The 14491-nt window shown below is 31.1% G+C and carries 11 protein-coding genes; all 11 read right to left on the bottom strand.

Features of this window, described 5'->3' with window-relative positions:
• Positions 1-12 precede the first annotated feature (12 nt).
• The 11 genes from HYG85_RS13400 to HYG85_RS13350 are packed head-to-tail and all read right to left on the bottom strand — an operon-like array spanning position 13 to position 14269.
• Complete coding sequence (locus HYG85_RS13400; RefSeq protein ID WP_212690089.1) at positions 13-1437, bottom strand: condensation domain-containing protein; 1425 nt, start codon at positions 1435-1437, stop codon at positions 13-15.
• Between the two features lie 32 nt (positions 1438-1469).
• Positions 1470-2501 carry a hypothetical protein gene (locus HYG85_RS13395; RefSeq protein WP_212690088.1) on the bottom strand — a complete coding sequence of 344 codons (1032 nt, stop codon included), beginning with the start codon at positions 2499-2501 and terminating at the stop codon, positions 1470-1472.
• Between the two features lie 28 nt (positions 2502-2529).
• The gene (locus HYG85_RS13390) at positions 2530-3426 is read right to left on the bottom strand and encodes an amidohydrolase family protein (RefSeq protein WP_212690087.1); all 897 of its coding nucleotides are present in this window, start codon (positions 3424-3426) and stop codon (positions 2530-2532) included.
• Between the two features lie 21 nt (positions 3427-3447).
• Entirely contained in the window at positions 3448-4554 is a 1107-nt protein-coding gene (locus tag HYG85_RS13385; RefSeq protein ID WP_212690086.1) for an MGDG synthase family glycosyltransferase, read from the bottom strand.
• Positions 4555-4591: 37 nt separating this feature from the next.
• Positions 4592-5743, bottom strand: coding sequence for a radical SAM protein (locus tag HYG85_RS13380; protein ID WP_212690085.1), 1152 nt, complete (start codon positions 5741-5743; stop codon positions 4592-4594).
• 27 nt (positions 5744-5770) lie between these two features.
• Positions 5771-6028 (bottom strand): hypothetical protein, encoded by a 258-nt coding sequence (locus HYG85_RS13375; protein ID WP_212690084.1) that lies wholly within the window; start codon positions 6026-6028, stop codon positions 5771-5773.
• Between the two features lie 39 nt (positions 6029-6067).
• Entirely contained in the window at positions 6068-7654 is a 1587-nt protein-coding gene (locus HYG85_RS13370; RefSeq protein WP_212690083.1) for an AMP-binding protein, read from the bottom strand.
• A 14-nt stretch (positions 7655-7668) separates the two neighbouring features.
• Positions 7669-9024, bottom strand: a complete 1356-nt coding sequence (locus tag HYG85_RS13365) for an aspartate aminotransferase family protein (RefSeq protein ID WP_212690082.1) — start codon at positions 9022-9024, stop codon at positions 7669-7671.
• 42 nt (positions 9025-9066) lie between these two features.
• On the bottom strand, positions 9067-10530 hold the full coding sequence (locus HYG85_RS13360; protein WP_212690081.1) for a B12-binding domain-containing radical SAM protein: 1464 nt from the start codon (positions 10528-10530) through the stop codon (positions 9067-9069).
• Positions 10523-11125, bottom strand: a complete 603-nt coding sequence (locus HYG85_RS13355) for a GNAT family N-acyltransferase (protein WP_212690080.1) — start codon at positions 11123-11125, stop codon at positions 10523-10525. Before HYG85_RS13355 ends, HYG85_RS13360 begins: the two co-directional genes overlap by 8 nt.
• 48 nt (positions 11126-11173) lie before the next feature.
• Positions 11174-14269 (bottom strand): cyclic peptide export ABC transporter, encoded by a 3096-nt coding sequence (locus HYG85_RS13350; RefSeq protein WP_212690079.1) that lies wholly within the window; start codon positions 14267-14269, stop codon positions 11174-11176.
• Between the last annotated feature and the right edge of the window lie 222 nt (positions 14270-14491).

Genomic DNA, 14491 nt, shown 5'->3' with positions numbered 1-14491 from the left:
TGCAATTTCAATTTATAAAAAAGAATCTATATCAAAATCCATGTTTTCTTCTATATCATTTGTCAAAGTCTTCATCTTCTCTATTTCCTCTGAAGTATATTTATCTATATCCCCTATCAATATATCCTCTTTACCATTTAAAATAATCTCCAATAGATTATTTAGATAATCTGCCATCCTATGAATATATTCTTCTGTATAATAATCCCTGGAATATTGTATTAAGAATGTATAATCATCTGAAGGTAAAATTCCCAATACCAGATCATAATTGTTTTTTTCACTTGAACAATAAGATTCAATTTGTAAACCACCTTCATCATTATCCAGCCATTTTCCCATCTCTACTGGATAATTTTCTACAACTACCAGTGAATGAAATAAAGCTTCATCTGATTTCAACCCAGAATACTCTTTTATATCAATCAAGTTGCTCATTTCATAGTTCAGCATCTTTTCTTTATCATCAGCAATATTCATCAACACATCATCTACCTTCATACTGTCATCTATCTTAATTCTTAAAGGCAGCGTATTTATGAACAAACCTATTGTTTTATCAATGTTTCTTATCTTATTGTTTCTTCCAGAATATGTTACTCCAATTGCAAAATCACTTATATTAGTATACTTATATAATAAAATTCCCCATACCATATATATGAAATCAGCTACTGTGGTCCTTTTATTACATAAATAGTCTTCCAGTTTTTTTATCATATCTTCATTAAGTTTGAAACTATATTCTGCTGTGATATTACTTTTACCATTACCTTGTATATCCCTTAAAAGATTATCATTAGCTTTATATCCATTAAGATATTCCTTCCAGAACATCTTTTGTTCGTTGGATTTCTTGAATTCATTACACAGTTTAATGTAATCTTTGTATTTGGCTTTTTTATCAAACTCTGGATATTCATTAAGCAGCTTTTCATAGGTTTGAAAGATTTCTCTTAGCAAAATCATATTGCTCCATCCATCATATACTATATGATGCCATGTAATAACTAAGTCATGACTGTCATCTTCATATTGGAACAATATTATCTTCACTGGTTCTATCCTTATATCAATACCATTACTTTTTTCATTTTTCATGAGCTTCTCAGCTTTTAAACGAGCCTCGTGTATTGGTTCATTTTTCAATATATATGTACCAAAAGGTACCTTGTGATTTTTTAATATAATCTGGATGGGTTTTTGCAGCCTTTCCCATCTAAATACAGACCTTAACATTTCATTATTGTTACTAACCATCTCACATGCCTTTCTCATAACACTTATATCAAGTTTTCCCTTTAGATGTAATAAAATCTGGGCAATATATAATTCCTTGTCTTCTTTTATAAGATATTCATATAATATTCCTGTCTGAACAGCACTAAGTGCAAGTATATCTTCAACGTTATCCTTTCTTATTTTCATATCATTCATGATTTTCTCCCTTAATGCATCTCTAAAATGTTTTAACTATCCAATTCACCTTTAACTCTGTCTAATAACCTGAACATCTCTTTTTCTTTTGCCATGACTCTGATAATCTGGTCATCCATATCAAATTTCTGCATCAAATGATAATTAATAAGAACTGAATTAGCAATTTTCATCCAGAATTCTGTTATTTTTAAGCTTACATTTTCTATTTTGTTGATTATATTCTCATCAAAATCTAGTGTACGTAGTTTAGTAACCATCTCTTGATAGAAAAATTCTTTGTAACGTATGGTTCTTAATAGAATGAATTCCATACTCTTGAGGATTTCTTCCCCTTCACAATTGGTTTTTATTCTTTCACCCGCTTGGATTTTATCTTGTACAGTATTCATAAGATCAATTTCCATATATGGTTGTTCACTGCGATTATATAGATATAGGTCCAATACATTCATGAGCATTTCTTTTTCTGAGTATGAACCAGCATTTTCTTCTATATCCAAACTCCATACAGATGAAATATCAAAACTGTCTACGGCTGATTCAAATAGCTTTTCAAGAAGCTCATAATCAATTGTTCCATGTATATACTGGCTTCCATCATTTCCTTCTTCATGGGTATTATCACAAACATAATATATTTTTTCTTCATCATTATAACCATTAACCAAAATCAAATGCTTCCAATCGTATTCCTCATAATACTCACTGCCTGGATATACTTTTAGATTCCCTGGAACAAGGGCATATCTGCCATTATCAATATTATTTTTAATTACATTATTCAAATTAGCTCTGTGGGTTTTCTGGATATTCATCTGTATATTGAGCATATCCTCAAATATATAGGCTAATGCTTCGTTATATTCGATTGTGTAAAAAATGGATGAGTCATCAAAACATTCGATGTTATAACATTGCATTAACTTAAGTAATAAAAAGAAGCTATTCTTGATTTTCTCATCATGGTTACCAAGGATTAATCCTAGTGGTTTTTCAAAGCAGTTTACATAATTAAATGATTCCTTGTTTTTCGTAGAATCAATAGATAGTTTATTCTCCATAGTTACCTCCATTACAGTATAAGCACCTTCACATTCCTAACAGATCTAAGGCGTTCTTGTGAAAAAACTTTTCCTTAAAATCATCTGTCATGAAATCAAAACTTTCAAAGTATGAAATATCCTCTTTAACTGTACGATACATAGGCCAGTCAGAACCGTACACTACTTTATCAGGACAATCCTTCATAAGATTCTTCATACGTTCCTTTAATAAAGCTTCCTGCTCTATCATTTTTTCATATCCAGATACTTCCAAGTATATGTTATCTCTTACTAAGGGCAATTTATGACTTTCTTCATAAAACAATAACGCTGCATGTCCTAGTACAAAAGGTACATTTGGAAACTCTTTGGAAACTTTTAAAATAGAATCTGGATAATTGAATGTGGATTTCATATCTTCCCAAGATGGTCCAATATGAATCAGTACAGGAAGTCTATATTCATTACATATTTCATATAATGGGTATAACCCTTTATCATCTATTTCATAGCCACATGGAGGATAAAGTTTTAGTCCGCTGAATTTATATTCTTTTATACATTTTTCAAATAAATCAGCTCCTTTTTTCCCCCTTCTTGGATCTATTCCTGCAAATACGATGAACCGCTCAGGATATTTTTTTAACATTTCACCATGAATATCTATAATATTGTTTAGATTATCTGGCTCTTGCCTACCATATCCAAAATCCACCTGCAGTACAACAGCTTTATTAATTCCAGATTCATCCATTACCTTGATTTTTTTTTCTCCATCAAAATCATCCAAAATATTATTTACATAGTTCTGTAAAAAATCATCTGATACTTGGATTGGAATTTCCTTTTCCAGCTTTTTTCTTATTGTTGTTTTTATATTCTGAATCCAATAATCTGGATATACCCGTATATCCGATAGATGAGTATGCATATCAATTATCATAAATATGTCCCACCTTTCTTGTTAAACATTAATTATCTGATCTACTATGACATCAGCTCCGTTAATCTTTTCTATCTCCTGAAGATTTGATATATAAGTATCATATCTTTCTAAAATATCATTGATGCCTTCAGTAAATTTATCTAGACTATCTACTATTACACCTATTTCATGTTCTTTAATAAAATCGGCTGCTCCTTTTTCCTGATATAAGAATCCTTCCATTTTATCAAGGAGCATAGGTTTTCTCATGTAAATACATTCATAAAAACTATTAGCACCTGGTTTTGTCAGAACCACATCCGATATCCTTAGAATATCATTCATGTTATTCACATAACCTAGTATCTTGACTCTTTCATTTTCTCCTATAATCATCTTAGCGATATTATAAAGAGGTTCATTTTTACCACATATAAAAATTATCTGTAGATCACTGAATTTGTTTACTGCTTCTTTTAGATATTCCTTACAATGAAAAGCTCCCTGTGAACCGCTGTTGATAAGAAGTATTTTCTTATCACGACTAAGTTCCAATTCCTTATATATCTCTGAAACTTGGGCTTCTGCGTACTCTTTCAAAAAGACTTCATTGATTGGATATGCATTTTCATATATGTATTCTTCATCAATGTTCTTGGTCAGATATTTTTTGACAGAGCTTCCTGTACAGAAATAACGATCTGCACCTTTTACATCAAATCCTACAGAAATAGGTACATATGGGTCAGTAACAACAATATAGAATTTGATTTTATCTCTTAATCCCAGTTCCTCCAGTGCACGTATTACTGCAAAATTGATTGTATGTGATGTAGATATAATTACATCAAACTGATTATCTATAATAAAATCCTTTATTTTTTTCTCAACACCAGCATAAAAGTCCTCTGATAGGTCAGGTCTAGTCATATAAGAGAGTTCACTGAATTTATAGCATAGTGGTGTAGAAGTCATCATTAGAAAATTATAATAATCACTTATTATTTTATTGCTAATCATCAAGTCCTCATAAAAAGATTCGAAAACCTCCACATGAATGGACCTTTTTTCAAATGAACCCTTTAACGCATTTGCCACACTTATATGACCATTTCCCGTTCTGGCTGATAATATTCCTACTTTCATTTTCCTGCCTTCCTCTCCCACTAACCTGATGGTATATCTATTTGTTACTCTCTATGCTTTCAATTCCAAAGAAGTTTGGTTCAAAATATAGAGATGGTAAGATACCTTCTGTTTCATGTGTACATTGTTCACAAACCTTATGACGATTTACCATATTTTTCACTTTCAACGCTTGTTCGCTATTCCATAATTTTATGAAATCCATATCGTAATCTCTTAAGTTACCCATGGACACTGGTTTATTATTGCAGGTCACATCATTGAAGACTTCACATACATTGACTTCTCCATCAAAATCAATAAATGCTCCATGCTTACCTGCATAACACATAAACTCTCTTTTTCCCGATTTCAATGTCCTATTGGTGTAATAGTATTGTGATGCTGGTATATATGTAGTTGGTTTATCACATCTACCATTAAGCCCCTGTAGAGTATACTGCTCTAATATTTTTCTTGCATTCTCATAATTCTTAGGTTCAACTTCTTTTAGGTATTCCCCGCCTCTTGGACTTTGTCTTACCAAAAGCATCATTACACTATCTGGTTTCAATGTTTCATAGACCCATTTGAAGAAATCAGGAAGTGTTTCTTGATTAACTGAGTTCATTGTTACAACAACATTCTGAATGATATTTCCGTATATCTTATTTAATTTTTTACATTCATTCCATGTCTCGATGCTCTTCTTAAATGTACCTTTTCCTCTTATCTCATCATTTTCATTTTCAAAACCTTCAAATGAAAAATTCAAGGAGTAGTTTTCATATTTTGAATAATTGCTTATATGCTCCATTTGTTTTATTATCTTATCTGTAAGTTGTCCATTAGTACTGCTTGAAAATGCCTTTGCATGATTATTCATTCTGAATAACCTAACTATTTCATATAAGTCTTCTCTTAGGAAAGGTTCTCCTCCACATAGCAATGCATTAAGGAAAAAGCCCATTGATTTCGACATCTTCTCTATTTCATCCAAGGTCAATTCTTTTCTAACTTTTTCAATTAATGATTTATCTACATCATGATTGAAACAATGTTTACACCTTAAATTACATCTGTTGGTAACTAAAAAAGATAATGTTAATGGTGTAGCATCTTGAAACAAATGATTTCTCTGATACATATTTAGTATGTGATGTAAGCTGTTGAAATCACTTTCATACTGTTCTTTATCGAAATTTTTCAATTCTCTATCCCTCCAAATTTATTTCATCTATTTACCTTTATTTACAATTTCATCGGCAATATCTATTACATCTTGAATTGTTTCTATTCTTGATAAATCAACATTGTTATCAGTTGAATTAACATCTATTCCACTCTCTATAAGCATAGCTGAAATTGCTATCATTTTTATGGAATCTAGTCCAAGGTCCTCTCTAAGTTTGGCTTCTGGTTTTACAAGCTTTCTTTTCTTCTTAAGCACAATATTTGATATAATATCTAAAACTATTTTTGAAGTATCTTTCATTTTATCCTCCATTTCTATACATCACATAATTATCAGATTTTATGTGTATAGTTTTTCTATGTTTGATTTATATGCTTCGTATACAGCATTTCTATTTATCTTCAATGTGGAATTCATCAATCCATTTTCCACTGTGAATGGACTATCAGCGATAATGAATTCTTTTATCTTGAAATTATCTGAATATCTTTTGTTGATTTCATTTATTGCATCTTCTATTTTGTTGACTGGTGTATTGGCATCTTCTAAAACAATAATACAGCTGATAAAAGGTTTCTGATTACCTATTGCAACTGCCTGCTTGATTAGGTTTGTCTGTTTCAAATCATCTTCAATGATTCGTGGATGTATCTTATCCCCATTACTCAGAATAAGAACTTCCTTCAATCTCCCTTCAACATATAAGTAACCATCTTCATCAACATGACCTAAATCACCTGTAGCTACATAACCGTCTTCTCTAAAAGTTTTTTTGCTGTTGTTTTCATCATTTATATAACCAGTACCCCATGAAAAATCACTTTTAATCAGTATTTCATTATTATCACTTATCTTTATTGTTTTAGTCTTGAAAGGTTTTCCTACACTTCCAATCCTGTATGCTTTTGGATTATTCATTGATACCAAACCGACTTCATTTATTCCATATACCTCATAAACTCTTAAATTTGCTTTTTCATAGAACTTCAATAAATTTTCATCTGTATGGGCTGAGCCGGTAACTAAAATTCTCATATTCTGTCCAAAGAGATCTTTTAAGCTTTTGAATACCTTCTCATGAAGTCCTCTAAGCATAGAAGATGGCAATATCTTGTCTAACACATGATATAACCTATAATTAAAACGTTTCTTGAAAGTCTGTTGTGTCATGCTCATGAATGTTCTATAAAATGTTTCAAACAGGTATGGTACCCCCTGCATAATTGTAGGCTTAGAAAGTGCAAGTACACGTAATAGTTCATTTGTGTTGGTCAGCACCAAATTGAAATGTACTAAAACTGAAGCATATACAAATAGTCTTGCATTGGATATAGATAGTGTAAGAAAATCTATGATTTTATCATCTTCTGTAAGATCATATGAATCTACTAGATGCTCCATCCATTCCTGTACACATTTGCTCCTTACTTCTATTCCTTTTGGTACACCTGTCGTTCCCGAAGTAAATATGATCGTAAAATTATCTTCATCTTCAATTTCATTCATTTCCAAATCACTATAATCTTCTTTTTCAGCATCTAATAATAGATTTTCAAGATTAATGATTTCTTCACTATCATTCACATATTTTTCATCAGCAAAGAATAGCTTTAAATTATATTCCTTGGATAGTGTTTGAATTTTTCCCTTGAAATCTTTTTCTGGAAAAGGTACCGATACAGATCCATTTGTAATGACAGCCAAATCCAAAATCATATACTCATAAGAATTCATGCCTATTATTCCAACTCTATCGCCTTTTTGCACTCCTTTATACTTCAAGTATGAGGATACTTTCATAACATCAACATACATATCGGAGAACACTTTCTTGAAATATGTACTTCCATTGTAATATTCAACATAGTTTCTATCATTTTCTTTCATTGCTTGTAAGACATAATCTAACTTGAACAAATCATTCATAATCATTCCTCTTTTCATTTAACATTACACATGTCAAATTCACTATTTTCTAACAGAAGATTTCCCAGTGCTGATAAAAATTTCTCTATCTGGTCATAGGTAATAGTCAATGGTGGTTCTAAACGAATCAAACTCATGTTATTTGTTGAATATGCAGTAACTATGCCATATTCATTTATAAGTCCTGAAGCTATATATGCTCCATAACTGTTGAATGGAAGTTCTTTGATGCCATTAGCTTCTTTCAAGGTGTCATCAATATTATTTTCAAACTCCACACCAACCATGAGACCCCTACCTCTTACTTCTTTTATACCGTAATATCTCTCTTTCAGATTATTAAGTCCTTCCATTAGAAACTTGCCTTTTTCTTTACATTCTTTTACTAAATCTTCCTTCACAATAGTCTCTATTGTTGCTATTCCAGCGGCACATGCATATGTATTACCACCGAATGTAGTTGAATGGAGCATACATGTACTAAGTTCACCATATGCTTTTTGATATACCCATTCTTTTGATATACAAGCACCCATTGGCATTATTCCACCGCCAAGAGATTTTGCCAGACATAAGATATCAGGTACTATATTTTCTTGTTCATATGCAAAAAAAGTTCCTGTTCTTCCAAATCCTGTCTGTACCTCATCCAAGATAAGAAGTACCTCATGCTTAGTACATAGTTCTCTGACTTCTTTGAAATAATTCTGTGGTGGTGTAATTATTCCACCTTCCCCTTGTATGGGTTCAACAATAAATGCTGCAGCACCTTCGGCTAATTCTTTTTCCAATTCCTCTATGTTTCCATAAGGAACTTCAATCATATCAGGAATCAATGGTTCAAATTTCTGTCTGTAATGTGCTTGACCTGTAACAGTCAACGCACCAAAACTCTTACCGTGATAGGAATTCCTGCAATATATTATTCTGCTTTTGCCAGTAGCAGCTCGTGCCATTTTAAGTGAACTTTCCACAGATTCAGAACCACTGTTACAGAAAAAAACATGCTGCAATTGGTTATCAGTAAGTTTCACAAGATTTTCTGCCAGCCCGGCTTCATAAGGATTCAAACCGATAAATGCTAGATTCAGCTTATTTCTGACTTTATCCAACGCATCAACTACATGAGGATTATTGCTTCCTAGATTCATGGCTCCATAAGCTCCTAAGAAATCTATGTATTCATTACCCTCTGAATCTTTTATGACACAATTGTCAGCATCCTTATAAACTTTATCGCAGTCTAGTATTTTCAGAAGTTCAGTTAGTTTCGTATTCAGTCTATTGTGATTAATAGTTTTGACCTCATCATCACTCATGCAATCTATATCATCAATATCATATAATTTGTATCCTTTGTTTTCGTACATGATTCTATCTCCTATTAATACATAATTGTTATTATATTTTTATCAATCCAGATTACCAGCTACTACAGCAAGTGCCATCTGCCAGTATGCATAGATTTCATATCTGCTTAATTCATTAGTCTCCATTACAGGAAGTCCTGCACCTAGATAATCACAACCTAACCAATAATCATCGTAATCATTGGTTAACAGAGTTATATCATTCTCTTCTGGATGCTTGTAAAGTTCAGTCCCAGGAAAAGGAGTACACATTGTACAGTGGGTAAAATCAATTACATCTTCATCCAGGAATCGCCTTAATAGTTTAATGGTGGCATGTGCACTATCATGAGTTTCATTAGGCAATCCAAAAACCCAATATGTATACAAACGAATACCTGCATTCTTAACCATTTTACAAGCATTCAAAGCTTTATCCACTGTTGTGTTTTTGTTGGTGTGATCCAAAATATCTTGGTCAGCACTTTCAATGCCTAGACAGATTAGAATACAACCTGCTTTTTTCATGAGTTTCGTTATATTCTCATCAACTAAATCCACTCTACTCTGGCATATCCATACAATATCAAGTTTTCTCTTAATGATCTCATTACAGAAATCAAGTGCATAATCATACGAGCTAAGGAAATTCAAATCACCTATCATGAATAATTTCCATCCATGTGTCTTGTTATAGTATTCCAATTCATCTACTACACACTTGACCTTACGGAATCTTAATTTATTAAATATTTTGCTTGGAACGCAAAAAGAACAATTGTTACTACATCCTCTAGAGGTTATGACCCTTATCATTACATCATCTGTAATGTGTTTGGGAATAAGCTCATACATAGGATAAGGAATGGTATCCAAATCTTGTATGAATTCTCTTTTTGGAGTCAGACAGATACTTCCATCTCCTTTACGAAATGCTACACTTTTTATTGAAGACAACTTATCAAGATCCATCCCATACCCAAAAAACATATCAGCTATTTCTACCATAGTTTCTTCTCCTTCACCAATAGAAACTATGTCTATGCTTTTTGTGCTTTTGAGTATATTCTCATATTCAAAACTTCCATGAACACCGCCTAATACAACAACACACTCACTATTTATACTTTTTATAGTTTCAGCAATCTTGACTGCCCATTTATAATTTACTGTCATACAAGAGATAGCCACGAATTGTAAAAAATTCTTAGGTATCTGTCCTATCTCTTTCTCTATATCCTCTTCATTGATGGGTCTTTTTTGGGTCTCTCTAACATCATTATCAACCACTGAGAAATCAACATATTTAAGATTATAACCACATTTATTCAAGCATGCCGCTACATAAAGCAAACCGATATTGGGTTCTATGGCATGATATCCATTAACTCCATTATCAAGTTTATTTTCTATTATTATGTCATTCATCTTTTTATCAAGCTTATTCCAATATGCACCTTGAATTACATCAACACCTAAATCTGATTTGAAAATAGGCGGCTGTATTAGTAGAACGTTTTTAACCATTTGAAATCTCCTCTTTCCTGTTCATTTCCAAGAAATAATTTATCTTAAGTTCACTCAATGTTGAAAATAATACAACTGAATCAACATCTAAATTGTAAGTTTCATCTATATACTTTACCCCTAATTCCTTAAAACCCATCTCTTTACATATGTGATAACTAGCTGAATCCTGGAAAGTATCTGCAAATATGTATTTACTTCCAATATCAACCAGGTTCTTATATATTTCATTCATAAGTATTATTATTGCTCTAGAATAACGGTAATTCTTTTTCACCATCATTCTGCTTACTTCAACTTTATCACTGTCATTCAAAAACTGTTGATCACCAATTTTATTTAATATCAGTAATCCCTGACCCTTATCAATAATTATTCTTGCATATGCTACTATCTCCTTATTATTCCTTAAAATGATATGTCTGGAATATTCATCATAAATATCATACTCCTGCTTTGAATAATAAGAATTAGAGTCGTCATATCCCGCTTTAAGATAACTTAATTCTTCAATATATACCTCAAACCTGAATTTGTATATTTCATCAAGTTTATCTTTTCTGTCAATTGAGTTTATTACTTCAACATTTATCACTCTTATATTCTTCCTCTCATTAAATAATGGCGACCGTTTATAATATTATCAATAATATTCCAACAGATTATAATTCTGGTCTTTGACTTTTCCAAATTCCATACATATTACTTGATCTGCCAAATTAAAATATCTGTCATCATGGGTTATAGCAATTATACATTTACCTTTTTCTTTTAGTTTAGGCAATAATTCAGTATAAAAGAATTCTCTGAAAACAGGATCTTGGTCAGCTGCCCATTCGTCAAATAAGAAAATAGGTTTATCTTCTAAATAACTTATTAATAGTGCTAGTCTCTTTCTCTGACCTGTTGAAAGTTTAACAGTAGAAAATTCATTTTCCTTTATTGAGACTTTTTCAAACAATCCTAATTCTTTTAAATACTCTTCTATGGCTCCCTCCTTACCTTCAATATTTACTCCATATAATTTATCAAAAAGATAGAAGTCGCTAAATACTGTTGTATAATACTTACCTAATTCATCTAACATCACTTTCTTATTATTTATGTAAATCTTACCTTCAACTGGTTTGTATAGACCTGTTAGAAGTTTTACCAAAGTAGTTTTACCACTACCATTTCCACCTACTATGAATGATATCTGACCTTTACCAAACTCTGCATTGATTGGTCCTATTTCAAAACCGTTTTCATCTTCAACCTTATATTTGTATCTTCCATCTACAATCTTGATACTATGAAAATCATGTATTCTATCATTCTTAGAAGAGGCATCCGTATCTTCGCAGCTTATATCCAATTTCTTAATCAATTCTCCAATTCTGTTCCAGCTGATTTTTGTACGTATCACATTTGGTACAGCATTAAGAACAGCATTTATAGGTCCTGTAACATATAGTAAGACAAATACATATTCTCTTAAATGCATATTTTGATTCTTGAATACTATTGGAAATATGAATACTATAGCTCCTATAACAATTGTGAATAAAGATTCTCCAACAATGAAGACCCCTGCGAATTTATAGCTTCCTTTTTTAATTTTGTCTTTATAATCTTCACAAGTCTCTTTCATATCCTGTTTATAAGATATTTTCTTATCATGGTTGAGACTTAATTCCTTGAATCCACCAATCATATCACCAATACGTTTGAAAAATACATTTTGAGAAGTTCTTGCCTTTTCTAAATGCCCATTTGCATTTTTCATAATAAGCATGTACAGACTAACAGCAATAAGCACCACTCCTAGAACTATACCCAGTCCATATATACTGACTATCCCGAGATAAACAAAACAGCATATTATGGTAATAAGGCTTGTCAAACCTGTAATCAACACATTGGAGAAGTTACTTATTACTTCAGTATCATTATTCAAAACAGTTTCTATCTGACCAGAATCCAAACTTGAAAATTGTTCATAATTGGATTCAAGGACTTTTGATGTTATGTCCATCCTCTTTTTATAAATGATTTCATTTGATATTTTTATCAAGTCGAATCTTACGATTCTCTGACCGAATATGTATATCAACAATCCTATGATAAAATATATGAATAATACTTTATCAAAACGTTCGCCTCGTGATATAGCCATATTTATCATAAAAATGATCATTGAATTTCCAAACCCACTAATTGCACTTACGATTACTAATGGTACAAGATTATAGGTTTCATCACTTACTTTATAACTAGAGAGCACATAATATATAAAGAAACATACCAAACCTACTGAAACTACATTAGCCGCAATATATAATGAATCAGGCATCCATACCCTTGCAAATTCCCATCCAGCATTAGCAAAGAATAATCTAGGTATAAATCTCATCCCTACTATAAATGCTGTTAAAATTACCCCTAATACTACTGCATTCTTATAATTTGTTTTAATATAATTATCTGTCTTATGTTTTTTCAAATAGCTTATTCTTATGATTTGTTTAATTATCAATACTATAACTGCTATAATGAATATAAGGAAAAATCCTATTATAAATCTAGATATATTATTTAAGATTCCAACAGTATCCTCAGCTTTAACAATCCTATGATTACCCTCTAAAATATTATATATTTTCTCAGTCAAGCTTGTGGTATACACGGAATTTACATTTGCTAATACACACACACCTATTTTTTTCTCAGAATTGAATAAAATGAATGATGAGAAGTTAGGATTATCACCTCCATGAAAAACTAATTTTCCATCTACAGTTTCATTGCAATACCAGCCAGAAGCATAATATGCGTTATTTAAACCAGTGCTATTAGCGTGATTGGCTTCATGAGTCATTTGCAATAACTCTGAATCTTCTGTGCTAATCATTCCCATTTGGATTTTTATCCATCTGCACATATCTTCTATATCAGAAACAATATATCCAGCAGGTGTATTACCCTTGTAAACTGGTGCATCATATTTCTTAATCCCAAATAGACTTTCTTTATATCCTGAAGATATATTACTGACTTGCTCAGCAGTGGTATTTGTCAGACCAAACTTATCAAAAACATTATCCTGCATATATTTTTCATATGATTCTCCAGTCACCTTTTCAATAATCAGACCTAGAATATCATAGTTGATGGTAGCATATTCAAATCTAGAACCAGGATAATTTTTAAGTGACATATTTGAAAAGCCATATACTGTATCATGCAAACTATTTTCATCATTACTTTCAGGGATATCCACTATACTATTAGTGGGTATTCCACTTGTATGATGAAGTAATTGTTCTATAGTAACATCAACTTGCCCATTATATTTTTTCCCTCTATAACTCTTATAATAATTAAGATAGAAATTATCTAGATAATCACTGACCTTGCCATCTAATTCAATTTTATTTTCTTTGATTAATTGTGATACAGCAAATGCTGTAAAGGCTTTACTATTAGATCCTATTTGAAATAAAGTACTATTATCTACTTTTGTTTTATCATCCAGCTCTGAATAACCAAAAGAATTAATATATGTATCATTACCATCAATGTAACATAAAGATAAACCTGGAATATTCCCTTTATCCATAGTTTTTTGTATTGTACTATTTATAATAGCATCTTTATCATTAGAAACATCATCATAAGAAAAGTGTAATATAGAATAAACGACTACACCTACTACTATAACCGCAAATAGACACAATATCGTAATTTTTCTTTTCATTAATTATATCCTCTATCCCTTCTTCGTAATTTTATTATTGAACCCTTAATAAATTAATCTAAAACTTCAACTATTATTTTCACCCAAGCCAAAACAAGCGTAAATAAATACTATATTACTTAATTAACTAAATTAGATACTATTTAATGACTATATTTAATAATATCTATATTTACTATTATCTAATAATATAGCTTTTTATGTCTTATGTAGTATAAACCA

The sequence above is a fragment of the Vallitalea guaymasensis genome (assembly GCF_018141425.1).
In the GTDB taxonomy this organism is placed as follows: Bacteria; Bacillota; Clostridia; order Lachnospirales; family Vallitaleaceae; genus Vallitalea; species Vallitalea guaymasensis.
The sequence above is the reverse complement of the archived record's forward strand: the minus strand, read 5'-3'. Positions and strand labels throughout refer to the sequence as shown.

Excerpts from the sequence above, each read along its gene's own strand:
- HYG85_RS13350 (WP_212690079.1), bottom strand. The coding sequence starts at position 14,269 with ATGAAAAGAAAAATTACGATATTGTGTCTATTTGCGGTTATAGTAGTA.
- HYG85_RS13360 (WP_212690081.1), bottom strand. The coding sequence starts at position 10,530 with ATGGTTAAAAACGTTCTACTAATACAGCCGCCTATTTTCAAATCAGAT.
- HYG85_RS13370 (WP_212690083.1), bottom strand. The coding sequence starts at position 7,654 with ATGAATGATTTGTTCAAGTTAGATTATGTCTTACAAGCAATGAAAGAA.
- HYG85_RS13400 (WP_212690089.1), bottom strand. The coding sequence starts at position 1,437 with ATGAATGATATGAAAATAAGAAAGGATAACGTTGAAGATATACTTGCA.
- HYG85_RS13395 (WP_212690088.1), bottom strand. The coding sequence starts at position 2,501 with ATGGAGAATAAACTATCTATTGATTCTACGAAAAACAAGGAATCATTT.
- HYG85_RS13390 (WP_212690087.1), bottom strand. The coding sequence starts at position 3,426 with ATGATAATTGATATGCATACTCATCTATCGGATATACGGGTATATCCA.
- HYG85_RS13365 (WP_212690082.1), bottom strand. The coding sequence starts at position 9,024 with ATGTACGAAAACAAAGGATACAAATTATATGATATTGATGATATAGAT.
- HYG85_RS13375 (WP_212690084.1), bottom strand. The coding sequence starts at position 6,028 with ATGAAAGATACTTCAAAAATAGTTTTAGATATTATATCAAATATTGTG.
- HYG85_RS13385 (WP_212690086.1), bottom strand. The coding sequence starts at position 4,554 with ATGAAAGTAGGAATATTATCAGCCAGAACGGGAAATGGTCATATAAGT.